Annotated in this window: 14 protein-coding genes; 11 read left to right on the forward strand and 3 right to left on the reverse strand. The window is 63.3% G+C overall.

Annotation, left to right across the window (positions count from 1 at the left end):
• Nucleotides 1-80: 80 nt before the first annotated feature.
• The 8 genes from AC1DUR_RS01325 to AC1DUR_RS01360 all read left to right on the forward strand — a co-directional run bounded on the left by AC1DUR_RS01325 (nucleotide 81) and on the right by AC1DUR_RS01360 (nucleotide 9182).
• A complete protein-coding gene (locus AC1DUR_RS01325) occupies nucleotides 81-1274 on the forward strand; it encodes a 3-hydroxybenzoate 6-monooxygenase (RefSeq protein WP_477716987.1) in 1194 nt (397 codons plus the stop codon).
• Between the two features lie 26 nt (nucleotides 1275-1300).
• Nucleotides 1301-2311 (forward strand): Bug family tripartite tricarboxylate transporter substrate binding protein, encoded by a 1011-nt coding sequence (locus AC1DUR_RS01330; RefSeq protein WP_477716988.1) that lies wholly within the window; start codon nucleotides 1301-1303, stop codon nucleotides 2309-2311.
• Nucleotides 2312-2688: 377 nt separating this feature from the next.
• The gene (locus tag AC1DUR_RS01335) at nucleotides 2689-4056 is read left to right on the forward strand and encodes an FAD-dependent oxidoreductase (RefSeq protein ID WP_477716989.1); all 1368 of its coding nucleotides are present in this window, start codon (nucleotides 2689-2691) and stop codon (nucleotides 4054-4056) included.
• A gap of 52 nt (nucleotides 4057-4108) precedes the next feature.
• On the forward strand, nucleotides 4109-5203 hold the full coding sequence (gtdA, locus tag AC1DUR_RS01340; RefSeq protein WP_477716990.1) for a gentisate 1,2-dioxygenase: 1095 nt from the start codon (nucleotides 4109-4111) through the stop codon (nucleotides 5201-5203).
• Nucleotides 5200-5895, forward strand: coding sequence for a fumarylacetoacetate hydrolase family protein (locus AC1DUR_RS01345; RefSeq protein ID WP_477716991.1), 696 nt, complete (start codon nucleotides 5200-5202; stop codon nucleotides 5893-5895). Before gtdA ends, AC1DUR_RS01345 begins: the two co-directional genes overlap by 4 nt.
• Before the next feature lie 229 nt (nucleotides 5896-6124).
• Nucleotides 6125-6607, forward strand: coding sequence for a TRAP transporter small permease (locus AC1DUR_RS01350; RefSeq protein ID WP_477716992.1), 483 nt, complete (start codon nucleotides 6125-6127; stop codon nucleotides 6605-6607).
• A gap of 120 nt (nucleotides 6608-6727) precedes the next feature.
• Nucleotides 6728-8047, forward strand: a complete 1320-nt coding sequence (locus AC1DUR_RS01355) for a TRAP transporter large permease (RefSeq protein WP_477716993.1) — start codon at nucleotides 6728-6730, stop codon at nucleotides 8045-8047.
• An 82-nt stretch (nucleotides 8048-8129) separates the two neighbouring features.
• Nucleotides 8130-9182 (forward strand): TRAP transporter substrate-binding protein, encoded by a 1053-nt coding sequence (locus tag AC1DUR_RS01360; RefSeq protein ID WP_477716994.1) that lies wholly within the window; start codon nucleotides 8130-8132, stop codon nucleotides 9180-9182.
• Nucleotides 9183-9310: 128 nt separating this feature from the next.
• On the opposite strand, the gene AC1DUR_RS01365 is transcribed toward AC1DUR_RS01360, so the two are convergent.
• Nucleotides 9311-10282: a LysR substrate-binding domain-containing protein gene (locus AC1DUR_RS01365; protein ID WP_477716995.1), complete on the reverse strand. Its 972-nt coding sequence runs from the start codon at nucleotides 10280-10282 to the stop codon at nucleotides 9311-9313.
• Between the two features lie 138 nt (nucleotides 10283-10420).
• Here AC1DUR_RS01365 and AC1DUR_RS01370 point away from each other — a divergent pair, with 138 nt between their 5' ends.
• From AC1DUR_RS01370 to AC1DUR_RS01380, 3 genes are all read left to right on the forward strand, one after another.
• Nucleotides 10421-11230 carry a maleate cis-trans isomerase family protein gene (locus tag AC1DUR_RS01370; protein ID WP_477716996.1) on the forward strand — a complete coding sequence of 270 codons (810 nt, stop codon included), beginning with the start codon at nucleotides 10421-10423 and terminating at the stop codon, nucleotides 11228-11230.
• Between the two features lie 67 nt (nucleotides 11231-11297).
• Nucleotides 11298-12293, forward strand: coding sequence for a Bug family tripartite tricarboxylate transporter substrate binding protein (locus AC1DUR_RS01375; protein ID WP_477716997.1), 996 nt, complete (start codon nucleotides 11298-11300; stop codon nucleotides 12291-12293).
• Nucleotides 12294-12431: 138 nt separating this feature from the next.
• The gene (locus tag AC1DUR_RS01380; RefSeq protein WP_477716998.1) at nucleotides 12432-12986 is read left to right on the forward strand and encodes an NUDIX hydrolase; all 555 of its coding nucleotides are present in this window, start codon (nucleotides 12432-12434) and stop codon (nucleotides 12984-12986) included.
• 80 nt (nucleotides 12987-13066) lie between these two features.
• Here AC1DUR_RS01380 and AC1DUR_RS01385 read toward each other — a convergent pair whose 3' ends face one another.
• Together AC1DUR_RS01385 and AC1DUR_RS01390 are read right to left on the reverse strand one after the other, a co-directional pair.
• The gene (locus tag AC1DUR_RS01385; protein ID WP_477716999.1) at nucleotides 13067-14230 is read right to left on the reverse strand and encodes a DUF1501 domain-containing protein; all 1164 of its coding nucleotides are present in this window, start codon (nucleotides 14228-14230) and stop codon (nucleotides 13067-13069) included.
• Nucleotides 14227-15699, reverse strand: a complete 1473-nt coding sequence (locus AC1DUR_RS01390; RefSeq protein WP_477717000.1) for a DUF1800 family protein — start codon at nucleotides 15697-15699, stop codon at nucleotides 14227-14229. The genes AC1DUR_RS01385 and AC1DUR_RS01390 overlap by 4 nt, the downstream gene beginning before the upstream one ends.
• Between the last annotated feature and the right edge of the window lie 9 nt (nucleotides 15700-15708).

The following is a 15708-nucleotide window of genomic DNA, read 5'->3' on the forward strand; positions in this document are numbered from 1 at the left end:
CATTTATGGGCGCCCTGGTATTTCCCGGGCTATTCCCGAACCTCTCCCGAACCCTTCCCGATTTTCATCCTGTAAAAATCATGGCACAAACATCTCCCCTCATCATCTCGGGCGGCGGCATTGGCGGCCTGGCGGCGGCCCTGGTGCTGGCGCAGGACGGCCATCCCGTCACCGTGCTGGAGCAGGCCGCCGCTTTTGGTGAAATCGGCGCCGGCATCCAGCTCGGTCCCAACATCTTCCGAATGTTCGACTATCTGGGGTTGACCGAAGTCGTTAATCGCGTGGCATTTTTCCCGGCGGGTCTGGGCATGAACGATGTGCGTACCGGCGAGAAAGTCGTTCGCGTGGCGCTGGGCGACATGGCCCGGGCCACCTATGGTTTTCCGTATGGCGTCATTTACCGCGCCGACCTGCATCAGGTGTTCCTGGATGCCTGCCGGGCGCAGCCCCATGTAACCTTGCGCACCCATGCCAAGGTCGAGTCGTTCGACCAATCCGAAGGGGGTGTCAGCGTTCGCCTGGCCGATGGCGAAACCGTGCAGGGCAGCGCGTTGATTGGCGCCGACGGCCTCTGGAGCAGGATACGGGAAGTCGTTGTGGGTGACGGCAAGCCGCGCGTGTCGGGCCACATCGCCTACCGCGCGGTGCTCAAGCGCGAAGACGTGCCCGCCCATTTGTGGAGTGACGACGTGCTGCTGTGGGGCGGCGAAAAAACACACCTGGTGCACTACCCGCTTCGCCGGGGCGAGCTGTTCAACCTGGTGGCGGTGTTCCACAGCAACAAGTACGACGAAGGCTGGAACACCTTTGGCGACACGGCCGAGCTGAACGAGCGTTTTGCCGAGGCATGCCCGCAGGTCAAGGAACTGCTGGGCAAGATCGAAACCTGGAAAATGTGGGTGTTGTGCGACCGTGAACCCGTGAAGAACTGGACGGACCGGCGCGTGACGCTGCTCGGCGATGCGGCGCACCCCATGATGCAGTACCTGGCCCAGGGCGCCGGCCAGGCCATCGAAGATGCCGTGGTGCTGCGCGAAGCACTGCGCTTTACCCGCGGCGACATCCAGAAGGCCTTTTTGAAGTACCAGCAGGCCCGCTACCTGCGCACCGGCCGCGTGCAGCTGACAGCCCGCTTTTATGGTGACATTTACCATGCGGCGGGGGTGCAGCGCGAGCTGCGCAACCAGTTGTTCCAGAGCGGAACGGAGAGTGCCGGGTTTGCCGGGCTGAAGTGGATGTACGACGGAATCGAGCCCTCAAAACTGTTCCAATAAAAGTTTTACAGTTTCCGGAGAATCCCATGAAAACGCTTGCCGCGCTCTCCAACGCCGCAATCCGCGCCACACTTTTGATAGCCGCCTGCACCATTCCCGCCTGGGTTGGAGCACAAAATAGCTCAAAAAAAGCAGAGATTGCCAGCCCTTGGCCAACCCGGCCGGTCCGTATTCTGGTCGGTTTTCCCGGTGGTTCGACGCCCGACATGGCCGCGCGCACCCTTGCCGAGCCCTTGGCCAAAGTACTGGGCCAGCCGGTCATTGTTGAAAACAAGCCCGGCGCCTCCGGCAACATTGCCGCCGACCAGGTAGCCAAGGCCACCGACGACCATACGCTGGGCGTTGTCATCAACGGCAACCTGACCTCGGCCAAGCTGCTGTACCCCAAGCTGCCCTACGACCCGGCCAAAGACTTTGCCCCCATCTCGCTACTGACCACCGCACCGCTGGTGCTGGTGGCGCCGGCCGGCCAGCCTGGCGGAGCCGCATTCTTCACAGCCGCCCGCGAGGGTGGCGGGCAGTGGAACTACGGCTCGGTGGGTAACGGCTCGGTCGCCCATCTGGGCATGGAACTGCTCAAGAGCCGTGCGCCGGGCGTGCTGCCGGTGCATGTGCCGTTTCCGGGCAACCCGCAGGTGGTGACCGCCATGCTGGGCGGGCAAATCCAGATGGCGCTGATCCCGCCGGGTGTGGCCATGCCGCATGTGCGTTCCGGCAAGCTCAGGGCCATTGGTCTGGCGGGTGGGCGCTCCTCGCTGGTGCCCGACGTGCCCCCGCTCTCGGAGGCCGGCTTGCAGAATGTCAACCTGGAAGTCTGGACAGCACTGATCGGCCCGGCCAGCCTTTCCAAAGCCGCCCAGGCGCGGCTGGCGCAGGAAGTGCCACGCATCATCCGCGACGCGGACACGCGGCAAAAACTCTTCAACCAGGGCTGGCAAGCCGTGGGCACCTCGCCCGACGGCTTGAAGAGCCGCGTCAAGGATGAGGCCGCCATTTTGGGCAACATCATCCAGACGCGCGGCATCAGGATCGAATAAATGATGCCCCCACGTTCGCTCACAGCGTGTAGCTCTCTGCCCCCCGAGGGGGCCGCTGCGCCTGCGGCCCGGCAAAGCCGGTTCCGCGGCCCCTGCTGGGTTGGAGAGCCCCCACGTTCGCTCACTGCGTGTAGCTCTCGAGGCCTTGCAGGCCGCGGCTCGCGAGACGCTTCGCCTCTGTCGCCTGTCCATGCTGGGTTAAAGACTTCAGGGAGCACAACCAGGGTGCCGCGGGACTGGCTTTGCCAGACCGCAGGCGCCGCCCCCTTGAGGGGGGAACAAGCTACACGCAGTGAGCTTGGACAGGGGTGGGCTAATTCACCGCCCTCTCGAGGGAGGAACAGGCTACACGCAGTGAGCCTGGACGGGGGTCCAACTTGAACTTCATCACCGAACCCGCCCGCACCTTGCCCGTCTATGGCGAATTTGACGTGGTCGTGGTGGGCGGCGGCCCTGCCGGCCTGGCGGCCAGCGTGAGTGCCGCAAAGCATGGCGCACGCACCCTGCTGGTAGAGCGCTACGGCTTCCTGGGCGGCATGGGCACGGCGGGCGGCGTCACCAACTTTGCCGGCCTGTATGGCCGAAAAAACGGCGAGATGCAGCAGGTGGTGCACGGCGTGGTCGATGACCTGCTGGCGCGCATCGACGCGCTGGGCGGCCTCAACGCGCCGCAGGATGGCATGCAGGGCCGCATTCGCGTTCGCTCCTACGATGTATCGGCCTACAAATGCGCGGCCGACCAGTTGCTCCTGGCCTCGGGTGTGCAGTTGCTGTTTCACGCCTGGGCCGCGGCTGTGGTCATGCAAGACCGGCAGATCAGCGCACTCGTGGTGGAAACCAAATCCGGCCGCCAGGCGATTCGCGCGCGGTGCTTTATCGACTGCTCGGGCGACGCCGACGTGGCGCACTTTGCCGGCGTGCCGTTTGAACTCGGCGACGGGCATGGCAGCGCGCTGTTTCCCTCGACCATGTTTCGCGTTGGCCATGTGGATGCAGCACGCGCACTGGCAGCCGTGGGTGACTTCAAGGCCATCAACGCGCTGATGGCGCAAAGCCAGGCCCGTGAACCGGGCCGCTACCAATTCCCGCGCGAAGGCGCCATTCTTCGCCCCCAGAAAAACCCGGCCGAATGGCGTGCCAACGTCACGCAAATCCGCAATGCCCAGGGCACGGCCATGGACGCCACCGATGCGCGCCAGCTCAGCGACGGCGAACTGGAGGGCCGGCGCCAGATCACGGAATATTTCCGCTTCCTGCGTAACGAAGTGCCGGGCTTTGAACGATCAGCCATCGTCGACATCGCGCCACAAGTGGGTATACGCGAAACACGGCGGATTCAGGGCCAGTACGCGCTGAGCGGCGAAGACATCCTTTCGTCGGCCCGCTTCGACGACACCATCGGCATCAATGCCTGGCCCATGGAACTGCATGCCGACGGCCGCATCGACTGGCAGTTCCCGCGCAACGTGGATGCAGCCGAAGGACGCGCCTACAACGACCTGCCCTGGCGCATGCTGGTGCCCACCACCACGGGCAACCTGCTGGTGGCCGGACGCTGCGCCTCCATGACCCACGAAGGCCAGTCGGCGGCCCGCGCCAGCGGTGGCTGCTTTGTGATGGGCCAGGCGGCGGGCACGGCGGCAGCGCTGCTGAATAAAGACCAGACTTTTGCCGACATCGACATCCGGCAACTTCAGCAACTGCTCAGGCAGGACGGCGTTTACCTCGACGAAAGCGCCGACTGAGCAGCCACCGGCGAGCAAGTCAACAGGATTTAACCAGCGGCGGAACACCCTCATGGACATGACACCTCCCCCCAACCCAGGCCAGCCGGCCCGCGCCGACAACCCGGCACGCAAGGCCTTCTATGACGCCATCTCGTTCCACAGCATGACGCCGCTGTGGGAGGTGCTGCACGCGCTGGTGCCCCCATCCCCCACGACGCCGTGCCAGCCCGCGCTCTGGAAGTACGCCGAGGTACACCCTTTCCTGATGCAGGCGGGCCAGCTCATCACCGCCGAAGAGGCGGTGCGCCGGGTGCTGATCCTGGAAAACCCCGGCATGCGCGGGCAGTCCTGCGTGACCCAGTCGCTCTATGCCGGCCTGCAGGTCATCATGCCGGGCGAAATCGCACCCAGCCACCGGCACACGCAAAGCGCACTGCGCTTTGTCGTCGAAGGCCAGGGCGCCTACACCGCGGTGGACGGCGAGCGCACACAGATGAAGCCAGGCGATTTCATCATCACCCCGAGTTGGACCTGGCACGACCACGGCCACCCCGGCCGTGTGGAATCAGATGCGCCCGTGGTCTGGCTGGATGGCCTGGACATCCCCATGCTGCGCTTCTTCGACGCCGGCTTTGCAGAAAACGGCAGCGCCCAACAGCAAGCCGTGACCAAGGCCGAAGGCATCAGCTACCAGCGCTACGGCGCCAACATGCTGCCGGTGCGCTACGACGCGCCCTTTGGCCAGACCTCTCCGATCTTCAGCTACCCCTACGAGCGCACGCGCGAGGCCCTGCACCAGCTGGAAGCCCATGCCGAGATCGATGCCTGGGACGGCACCAAGCTGCGCTATGTCAATCCGGCCATGGGCGGCTCGCCCATGCCAACCATGGCCACCTTCATGCAGCGCCTGCCGGCGGGCTTTGCGGGCAAGCCCTGGCGCCAGACCGACGGAGCGGTGTTCAGCGTGGTGGAAGGCCACGGCAGCGTCACCATCGAGCGCAATGGCCAGTCCTGGACATTCGACTTTGGCCCGCACGACCATTTTGTGATTCCGTCGTGGCACACTGCCCAACTGCACTCGCAGCAAGGTTGTGTGCTGTTCAGTTTTTCAGACCGCCCGGTGCATCAGGCCCTGGGCATACACAAAGAGGAAAGGTTGTCATGAGTTATGTATTTACCCCACCCGCCACGGTTTCCGTACCCGTCGTGGGAGTCAAAGAACGCTTCCCCGTCCACCGCATTTACTGCGTGGGCCGCAACTACGAAGAGCATGCCAAGGAGATGGGTTTCACTGGCCGCGAACCCCCCTTCTTCTTCCTGAAACCGGCAGACGCCCTTGTGGTGGTTGACGCCGGCAGCACGGGCACCATTCCCTACCCGAGCCTGACCAACAACCTGCACCATGAAATTGAACTGGTCGCGGCGATTGGCACGGGCGGCAAAAACATCAAGGCCGCCGATGCCCACAAGCACATCTACGGCTATGCCGTCGGCCTGGACATGACGCGCCGGGACTTGCAAGGCGAGATGAAAAAACAGGGCCGTCCCTGGTGCATCGGCAAGGCCTATGACCACTCCGCGCCCATCGGCCCCATCACGCCCGTCGCCCAGGCCGGCGATGTGAGCAACGCCGAGATCTACCTGCAGGTCGGCGGAAAAGACCGCCAGCGCAGCAATGTCTCCAAACTGATCTGGAACATCGCCGAAACCATAGAACACCTGTCCGTGGCCTGGGAGTTGCAGCCCGGCGACCTGATTTACACCGGCACACCAGAGGGTGTGGCTGCCGTGGTGTCGGGTGACACCATGGTGGGCGGCGTGGCCGGCCTCGGCACGCTGACGGTGCGCGTCGCCTGAAGTGGCGCGCCGGCCGCGGTGCCAGGCTCCCGCCCCGGCGCGGGCGACCTGATGCCGCAGCCTGCTTGCGCGATGGACGCACACCCACTCCGATCATCGCGCAAATACCCGTTGCGCTGCGGGTAAGCCACCTGCCCGCAGCGTGCAGGTATTTGCATAATCGGCCGGACAAATTGCGGGGCCCTCTCCTGTCACATGGCCCGCAGACGCTTACTTCGGGAGACCTCGCTTGAATCTACTGCAACACCTGGCAAAGCTCTGCGCTGTGCTGGCCGGCCTCTTGCTCACGGTGATCACGCTCATGACCTGTGTCAGCCTGATTGGCCGCAATGTCGCCGGAGCCACACTGGCCGGCGATTTTGAGCTGACCGGCGTCGCCGCTGGCGCTGCCATTGCGCTGTTCATGCCTTTTTGTCAGATCAGGCGCGGCAACATCATTGTTGATTTCTTCACGGCAAAACTCAGTGATGCGAGCAACGACAGGCTGGACCGTTTCGGCGCCCTGTTGCTGGCATTGCTGTTTGCCTTGCTGGCCTGGCGCACCACGCTCGGAGGCCTCAACTCCTGGCGCACTCATTCCGAAACCCAGATCCTGGGGTTTCCGGAATGGGTGGTATATGCCGCCATGGTGCCGCCCTTTGTGCTGACCAGTGTCATCGGCCTGTACCAAACGATATTCGGATTTGGCAAGGATGTGGAGGCGCACCCATGAGCCGCCGGGCCGCTCCCAAGGCGAATAACACCGCAGCGCGTAGCGCGGAGGGTAACCCATGAGCCGCCGGGCCGCTCCCAAGGCGAATAGCACCGCAGCGCGTGGCGCGGAGGTTAGCCCATGAGCTCCATCACGCTTGCCCTGATCATTTTCGGCGTCATGCTGGTCTTCATGGCCGTGCGGGTCCCAATTGCGGTGGCCATGTTCGCGGCCGGCAGCATTGGCTATGTCATGCAGACGGGCTGGGCTCCGTTTTCAAATTTCATCAACACCCAGGCGTTTGCGCGCTTTGCCAGCTATGACCTGTCGGTGATTCCGCTGTTCATCCTGATGGGGCACTTCGCGACACAGGGTGGCATCAGCAAGTCGCTGTTCCAGTTCGCGGCGGCCGTGATGGGTCGTTTCAAGGGTGGGCTGGCGATGGCCTCGGTGCTCGCCTGCGCCGCATTTGGGGCGATCTGCGGTTCTTCGGTGGCCACCGCCGCCACCATCACCGGCGTGGCCCTGCCCGAAATGAAGCGCCATGGCTATTCGGGCCGGCTCGCCACCGGTACGCTGGCTGCGGGCGGCACGCTGGGCATCCTGATTCCGCCTTCCGTGCCGCTGGTGATTTACGCCATTTTGACCGAACAGAACATTGCCAAGCTGTTTGCGGCGGCCATGGTGCCGGGCATCATCGCGATGTTCGGTTACATGGTGGCCATCGCCATTTACGTCAGGCTGGTACCCGGTCAGGCCCCCGAAGTGGACGAGGAGCGCACGGCCCTGACTCTTGCGACCATGGTGGGCGTCCTGCCGATTGCCATCATTTTCGTGATTGTTTTTGGCGGCATTTATGGTGGCTACTTCACGCCGACGGAAGGCGCTGCCGTGGGTGCGGCGGCGACTTTTGTGGCCGCGCTGCTCAAGCGCGAAATGACCTGGGCCAAGTTCAAGCAATGCTTTTATGCCACGGCCGAGAGCTCAGCGATGATTTTCCTGATCTTCATTGGTGCCGACCTGATGAACTCCGCACTGGCACTGACCCAGGTGCCGGGCCAACTCGCAGGGGTCGTCGGCGGTTGGGGCCTGTCCCCAATCATGGTGGTCACGGCCATCCTGCTGTTTTACGTCGTGCTGGGAGCAGTCATGGACGAGCTGTCCATGCTGCTGCTGACCATTCCGATCTTTTTTCCAATGGTGATTGGGCTGGACTTCGGCATGCCTCGGGAATCCGTGGCGATCTGGTTCGGCATCATGGTGCTGATGACGGTGGGATTCGGCCTGTTGGCACCGCCCGTCGGGCTCAATGTCTACATCGTCAACGGCCTGGCCAAAGACGTGCCGATCAGCGAGAGCTACCGGGGCGTCATGCCGTTTCTTATCAGCGACACCCTCCGCACCATCGTCTTGCTGCTGTTCCCGGCCATCTCGCTCTGGCTGGTGCAGTACATCGGTTAGCGGCGCCCCCCTCAGGGCATTCACGGCTTCTCAAACCAGCCTCGTTCCATTAAGTTAAGACCATCAAAACCGGAGACAACCCATGATTCAGCGACGCACCCTTCTCAAATCCGGCGCAGCTGCGGCCCTTGGGGCACCGACGCTGTCGGCGCTGGCCCAGCAACCCGTGACCCTGAAGTTCCATACCTTCATGTCACCCCAATCGAACGTCTGGCTGGGCATGCACAAGCCCTGGATGGAGAAGGTCGAAAAGGAATCCGGTGGCCGCATCAAGTTTGAAGCTTATCCCGCCATGCAACTGGGTGGCACGCCGGTCCAGCTGTACGACCAGGTCAAGGACGGGGTGGTCGATGTGGTGTGGACCTTGCCCGGCAACACCGCGGGCCGGTTCCCGCGCATCGAGGTGTTTGAACTGCCCTTCATCATGAGCAACGCCGAAGCCACATCCAAGGCCTACTGGGAGTATGTGCAGACCATGGCGGCCGACGAATTCAAGGACACCCAGGTCCTCGCCCTTCATGTGCATGGCCCGGGCGTGATCCACACCGTCGACAAACCCGTGAAGTCGATTGCCGACATGCGCGGCCTCAAGCTGCGCGCCCCCACACGCCAGGTCACCAAGCTGCTGGGCATTCTGGGCGCGACGCCAGTGGGCATGCCGTTGCCGGGCATTCCGGACGCGCTGAGCAAAGGCACCATCACCGGCTGCGTCATCCCCTGGGAAGTGGTGCCCTCGGTCAAGGTCAACGAACTCACCAAGTTTCACGCCGAGTTTGACCCCGCCGGTGGCAGCCTCTACACCACCACCTTCGTGATGGCCATGAACAAGGCCAAGTACAACTCGCTGCCACCCGACCTGAAAAAAGTCATTGACAACAACTCCGGCATGGCCACCTCGGCCTGGCTGGGCAAGGTACAGCAGGGCAATGACGTGCCCGGCCGCAAGAGCGCCAGCGACCGCGGCAACACCATCTACACCGTGAGCGCAGCCGAGGCTCAGGATTTCCGCCGCAAGTCGCGTACGGTGGAAGTCGAGTGGGTCGAGGACATGAACAAGAAAGGCTTTGACGGCAAAAAACTGCTGGACACGGCGCGCAGCCTGATTGAAAAGCACACCAAGGCCACCAAGGCCTGACCCCCTGCCCTTGGGGGCGACAAGAGAAAAACCGGGCTGTGGCCCGGTTTTTTTTATGGTTTTTGCCGTCCAGCCCAAAAAAGACGAGGCAAGTGGCTATCAACCTGGCATCAAATCAGCGCAGGCCATCAGCGCCCCGTCTGCGGTGGCAAGGCGCGTGCCCAGTCCAGCAGCTGCGTCCTGAACGTCGTCACCGCAGGCGCTGCGTCCTCGCGACGCCACAGCACGTACACGTCACCATTGATAGTGCCCGGACCGTTCCCGTTCAGGCCGCCCGTCATTTTCGTCTTGCCCTCCGCCTGCGCGCGCTTGGGCATGGATGGACTGAGGCTGCATATGCCCACCGCATCGGCACGCAGCTGCGCCAATGAACCCGGCACCAGGGCCACGCCCAGGCCCGCCGCCACCAGGTTGAGCGCGGCCGGCACCTCGACCACCTGCTGCGCGATGTGCGGAGCAAATCCCGCCTGCACACAAGCCTCAAACAAGCGCGCGGCAAAGGGCGAGGAGTCCAGGCGCAGAAATACAAATTCTTCATCCTTCAGCTCGGCCAGCCGCAGGCGGCTGCGCGCCGCCAGCCGGTGACCCGGCGGCAGGGCCACCACGACCGGATCACGCCATAACAGCGCGGCGCTGATCTGCGCGTCTTCCAGCGGATTGCGCGAGACGCACAGGTCCAGCCGGCCATCGCGCAAGGCTTGCAGATGGTCCGACGGTTTCATCTCGTGCAGGGCGATCTCCACGGCGGGACGCTGCAGGCGAAACTGCTGGATAAATTGCGGAAATGGCCCCAGAAAGTGCGAACCCGCCAGGCCCACCTGCACCCGTCCCTGCAGGCCGCTGGCCACACGCTGCACGTGGCCGCGGGCCTCCTCCAGGCGCGCCAGCACGGCTTGCGCATGCGGCAAAAAGGCTTTGCCCGCCTCGCTCAGCGCGACGCTGCGGCTGGTACGGTTAAACAGGCGCGCACCGAGTTCGGCCTCCAGGCTGGCAATCTGAAAGCTCAGGGGCGGCTGCGACACGTGCAGCCGGCGCGCCGCCCGCGTGAAGCTCAGCTCATCGGCGAGAACGGTGAAGTAGCGAATCTGGCGCAGTTCCATGGTCTGGATTGATCAGTGATTGATCCGTTGAATGTGATTGATCTGGTTTAAGTATGGATTTATCTTGATTATGTATTTGCCAGTATGGATCAAACCACCAAGAATAGGCAAATTCACAGCCATTCAGGAGACAAGCCCATGCCATCCGCCGCACAACAAGCCACACTTCCCGACACACGGCTCGACACACTGCCCGTCGCCAGAAATTACCGTGTCGGCCTGATCGTGCCGAGCTCCAACACCACCATGGAGACGGAAATCCCGGCCATGCTGCGCGCCCGCGAACAGGTGCTGCCCGAACGTTTCACGTTTCACTCCAGCCGCATGCGCATGAAATCAGTCACCAAGGAAGAACTGGAAGCCATGGACCGCGACTCGGACCGCTGCGCGCTCGAGCTGTCAGACGCGCGCATGGATGCCATGGGCTACGCCTGCCTGGTGGCCATCATGAGCATGGGCAAGGGCTACCACCGCGAATCCCAGCGCCGCCTGCACGAAGTCACCGTGACCAACGGCGCATCCACACCGGTGATCACCAGCGCAGGCGCGCTGGTCGAGGGCCTGCAGGCCATGGGCGCCAAGCGCGTGGCCATCATCGCGCCGTACATGAAACCGCTGACCCGCCTCGTCATCGACTACATCGAAAACGAAGGGATTGAAGTGATTGACAGCATTTCGCTGGAAATCCACGACAACCTCGCGGTCGGTGCGCGCGACCCGAAGGCACCGGCCGAGTTGTGGAAGCAGCTCAATGTCAAGGGCGCCGATGCCATCGTCGCCTCGGCCTGCGTGCAGATGCCCTCGCTCGCTTCCGTGCCACTCATCGAGGCTGCGAGCGGCCTGCCCGTGGTGTCCAGCGCCGTGTGCACGACTTATGCCATTCTCAAGAGCCTCGGGCTGGAGCGCCGCGTGCCCGGCGCCGGCGCATTGCTGTCGGGTCGCTACTAAGCAGCACCCCGCGCACAACACCTCGAGTAACAATACAAGCACACAACTAATACAGGAGACTTTCCCCATGATCACGCTTACCCAACACCTGCCGCTACACCGCATGCTGGCAGGCGCAGCCACCGCCGTGCTCGGCACCCTGCTCGCGGGCGCAGCCCTCGCCCAGGGCTACCCTTCCAGGCCGGTGACCCTGGTGGTGCCCAACCCGCCCGGCGGCTTTGTCGACGCTTCGGCCCGCATCCTGTCTGATTCGCTGGCCAAGGTCACGGGGCAGGCAGTGGTGGTTGACAACCGCGGCGGCGGCAGCGGCAACGTGGCCTACCAGTTCGTGGCGCGCGCCAATCCCGATGGCTACACGCTGCTCAACTCCTATTCGGCCTACCACGTTGGCAACCCCAACCTCACACCCAAACTGCCCTGGGCGCAAAAGGATTTTTTGCCCGTGGCGCTGATCACGGTCGCCACCAACGTCATCACGGTTCACCCGTCGGTACCGGCGAACAATCTTGGTGAATTCATCAAGTACCTCAAGGCCAACCCGGGAAAGCTCAGCTATGCCAGCCAGGGCAACGGCTCGCTCTCGCACATTGGCACCGAAATGTTCAAGCTGCAAACCCAGACCAGCATGGTGCACATTCCCTACCGCGGCTCCGGCCCTGCCCTTCAGGATGTGCTCTCGGGCCAGGTGCAGGTGTTCATCACCACACCGCCGTCGGTGATGGGGCAGGTGCAGGTCGGCAAGCTCAAGGGGCTGGCCGTGGCCGGCAAGAGCCGCCATCCCGGCCTTCCTGCCGTGCCGACCACGGCGGAGGCGGGCCTCAAGGGCTTTGAACTGGAGGCCTGGGTCGGCATCTTCGCGCCGGCCGGCACACCCGCCGATGTTGTGGGCAAACTCAGTGGCCAGATCAAGGCTGCGCTTGAGCTGCCGGAAACCAGGACCCGCGCCGATGGCGCCGGCGTTGAATTGCGCTACCTCCCGCCGGCGGCGCTGGAAGCCCTGGTCAAAAAGGACACCGACTTCTGGGCCAAAACCATCCAGACCGCAGGCATCAAGCCGGAGTGATCTCGGCGGTGCTGTGGGGTTTTGCGTTTCTCAAGCAAACAGGTCGGCCGCCGTGCGCTATTTTTTTAATAGCAAACACTTCGGCCGGTAGGGTTGCGGGCGGTGCCCGTCAGAGGCAAAGCCGCTACACTTATTTGCATGCACCGCCCTCCCCTGAAACACTGCCGCGTTTGCGGTACCGCTGTCGCTTACCGCCTCCCCGATGATGGTGATACCAAGGAACGGGCCGTCTGCCCGGCCTGCCACACCGTGCACTATGAAAACCCGCTCAATGTGGTGGGCACCGTGCCCATCTGGGGCGAAGACGGCGGGCAGGTGCTGCTGTGCAAGCGCAATATCGAACCCCGCTGGGGCAAATGGACGCTGCCTGCGGGCTTCATGGAACTGGGCGAAACCACTTCGGAAGGCGCTGCGCGCGAAACCCATGAGGAGGCAGGTGCACAGTTTGAACTGCAATCGCTCTTCACCGTGATGAATGTAGTGCGCGTCGGACAGGTCCACCTGTTTTACCGTGCGCGGCTGCTGAGCCCTGACTTCAACCCAGGCCATGAAACCATAGAGGCCAGGCTGTTCATGGAGTCGGAAATCCCCTGGGAAGAAATCGCCTTCAGAACGGTCCGGGAAACGCTGGAATGCTACTTCGCCGATCGCCGGGCCGGCACGTTCGGTGTGCACACCCTGGACATCACCTGACAACAGGATTACTCACCATCCAGCACCGCCGGGGCGGCCGACTCACCTCGTTACGCTGCGGGGGCTGCGGATTCAGCTGCTCAGGTCTTGAACAGGTTTCGAGCCAGGGGCGCTGCGGCATGGGCGAGAACCCCGTCCCTGATCTGCCCTGACGTCAAGCCAAAGACACTGCTCAGCGCTTCGGCATAGACAGCGTTGGCATCCACCGTGGCGGCCAGGTCCCGCCCCTCGAAGAGCCTGGCTTTCGCCAACCCCGGCCAATCCGCCACAATCCCCGCCGTCTTGACTAGGCCACCCGCCGCCAGGATGCAGCTGGCCCAGCCATGGTCTGTACCTGTCGTTCCGTTCTGCGCGGCCGTGCGGCCAAACTCGGTCACGGTCAACACCAGCGCATCGTTCCAGCGCTCTCCCAAGGTGGTCTTGAATGTGCCCAGCACGTCGTCGACCATCTTCAGGCGGTTGGCATGCTCGCCCTCCGTCGCGCCCTGGCTGGCGTGCGTATCGAATCCCACGAAGTCGATGAGGCCCACCATCGGCCCGTCATCACGAGACATCCTGAGCCCGGCCTGATGCGCAAGGCTCTTGGGCGAACGCATAAGCTGATTGCTTTCGGGTGTGCTCATTGGGCTCATTGATGCCGAAGCAGACAAGCCTTGGCCTCCTGCAATCCGTTGGCTGATCGATGAAAGATCGGCATCCCGGCCCCACAGCTCCTGCACGGCCGAATAGGTCGCTGGCGGAGGCTTTTCCAGCCACGTCGGAAATTCGGTTTCAGCCGAAGGGTCGCCACGCAAGATCAGCGGCATCGGGATTGAAATGGCGACGCCGGTGCCGACACTGGCTTTTTGCAGCGCCCGCCCCAGCCAGCCCGATGGCGAAGTGAAGGGTTTGACAAGCCCGCTTTGCATGATGTCCTGGCCTTCGAAGTGCGATCGCCCCCGGTAGCCGAAGCCCGCGGCGTGAATGGCCAGGGCCTGCTTGTCCGCCATCAGCCCCGCGAAAGTCGGCAAGGCGGGATGCACGCCGAAAAAGCCGTTGCCAGGCAATGCATCGGGTGGCACCAGGCTGCCCCGGATGCCCTGAAGCTCGGGATCACCCAGCGGGGGGACCGCTGACAGACCATCCATTGCGCCGCGCAACAGCAAAACCAGCAGACGTCTCTGGCTTTGACCATTGGCCGCGAGCGCCCCGGCGCCAACCAGCGACAGGCTTGCCCCACAGCCGAGAAAGGTACGACGCTTCATGCTTGGCTCCACAAGAATGCAGGTGACGTAAGGTAGGCGGTCCACAGATCCTTGGCATCCAGGCCCTTGGCCTTGAGGCCGTTCAGCTGCTTGACCAGGTCGCTGTCAGGACCATGCTGGCGCGCCAGAACCTGAGGCAACAACTCGGCAGGCTGTGCGATGCGCCGGGTCAGGTGATAGCCATAGCGCAAGCGCCGTTCCATCATCTCGCGGGAGATCCAGTCCTGGCTCTGCAAAGACCAGCCATTGGGTTGAGGGCAGTCATGAACCGCCTGCCCCAATTCATCCAGCGTGCCGTGAATGCGCTCGCCCGCCACGCCTCGTTGCGGCGGCGCCGTCGGCAAGCGGGCACCGCTGACACGATGCGCGGTCCAAAGCCAGGTCTGGGGATCGACGAACTTGCGCAATGTGGGACTCGACTCGGCGACCTCCCGCACGACAGCTTTATGCAACGCGGGAAGATTGCCCTTGGTGCTGCTGAAAACCGTGACCAGCCTGGCAATGCTTGACGGATGCGGCTTGTCGGCCAGGAACGCGGTGGCAATCTTGGTGCAAATGTGCTGCGCCGTTAACGGATGGGCAGCCAGATCGTCAATGAGATCGTTCAGTTTCCCGTCGTGCCTGATGACGGCGCTGTAGCTCTTGCCCATGAAAGTCTGGTTGCCCGGCTCGTGGCGATCGTAATTGAAGTAGCTGCCCAGGGGTATGCCCGGGCGGGCGGCCCTGTTAGGGAGCTGCACACCCCACCCCGTCAGGATGTGCGTCACCGCATCAACATCCTGCTGGCTGTAACCCGCTGCCGTGCTGACGGTGAACAGTTCCAGCAGCTCCCTGCCGAGGTTTTCATTGATCTCGTCCGTGGTGGCCCGGGACCGCCGGGCAATCGAATTGGCTCCGGTCGATCTCGCATTGTCCAGGTAAAGGACCATGGCCGGGTGCGTGACCGCCTCGAACAGCATGTCGCGAAAGCTGCCGGTCATGTGCCTGCGCAGCATGCGCATGTACGGCCCTACCGCCGTATGGCTGTTGTTGTTGGCGGACGGCGCCACTGTGAAATGATTGGTCCAGAAATGCCAGAACCTCTCAAAGACCGGTGCCGGGCCATTCACGGCCATGCAGCCGCGTGCCAGCCCTTCCTGCCATCCGGTCAGGTTGAGAAACGGTTGCATCGTCTGGAACCGCAGGGCCTCCCACTGCGGCTTGGGCATCGTGCGAGAGGCCGCAAGCACCGCCAGCCGGCTATCAATGTGGCGCTGAAGCGCGTGGGCAACCTCTTCCTGACTCTCCAGCAACCGGATCTCGGGGGGCATAGCTAACTCGTCCCCTGCCCGGCTGGCCAGAAACTTCACCTTCGGCGCAGAGTCAAGCTGCCCACTGGCCCATCCCACGGCGTCCGGGGGTGTTGCTTCGTCGGGGCCCAGACCAAACCCCACCTGCCTGGCAAACCGCGCGGTCGCTAACTCATTCATATTCGGACC

The organism is Polaromonas sp. P4_F4 (assembly GCF_056401355.1).

Bases quoted from the DNA above. Each gene is read 5' to 3' on its own strand.
- AC1DUR_RS01325 (WP_477716987.1), top strand. From the start codon at position 81: ATGGCACAAACATCTCCCCTCATCATCTCGGGCGGCGGCATTGGCGGC.
- AC1DUR_RS01330 (WP_477716988.1), top strand. From the start codon at position 1,301: ATGAAAACGCTTGCCGCGCTCTCCAACGCCGCAATCCGCGCCACACTT.
- gtdA (WP_477716990.1), top strand. From the start codon at position 4,109: ATGGACATGACACCTCCCCCCAACCCAGGCCAGCCGGCCCGCGCCGAC.
- AC1DUR_RS01345 (WP_477716991.1), top strand. From the start codon at position 5,200: ATGAGTTATGTATTTACCCCACCCGCCACGGTTTCCGTACCCGTCGTG.
- AC1DUR_RS01355 (WP_477716993.1), top strand. From the start codon at position 6,728: ATGAGCTCCATCACGCTTGCCCTGATCATTTTCGGCGTCATGCTGGTC.
- AC1DUR_RS01360 (WP_477716994.1), top strand. From the start codon at position 8,130: ATGATTCAGCGACGCACCCTTCTCAAATCCGGCGCAGCTGCGGCCCTT.
- AC1DUR_RS01365 (WP_477716995.1), bottom strand. From the start codon at position 10,282: ATGGAACTGCGCCAGATTCGCTACTTCACCGTTCTCGCCGATGAGCTG.
- AC1DUR_RS01370 (WP_477716996.1), top strand. From the start codon at position 10,421: ATGCCATCCGCCGCACAACAAGCCACACTTCCCGACACACGGCTCGAC.
- AC1DUR_RS01375 (WP_477716997.1), top strand. From the start codon at position 11,298: ATGATCACGCTTACCCAACACCTGCCGCTACACCGCATGCTGGCAGGC.
- AC1DUR_RS01380 (WP_477716998.1), top strand. From the start codon at position 12,432: ATGCACCGCCCTCCCCTGAAACACTGCCGCGTTTGCGGTACCGCTGTC.
- AC1DUR_RS01385 (WP_477716999.1), bottom strand. From the start codon at position 14,230: ATGAAGCGTCGTACCTTTCTCGGCTGTGGGGCAAGCCTGTCGCTGGTT.
- AC1DUR_RS01390 (WP_477717000.1), bottom strand. From the start codon at position 15,699: ATGAATGAGTTAGCGACCGCGCGGTTTGCCAGGCAGGTGGGGTTTGGT.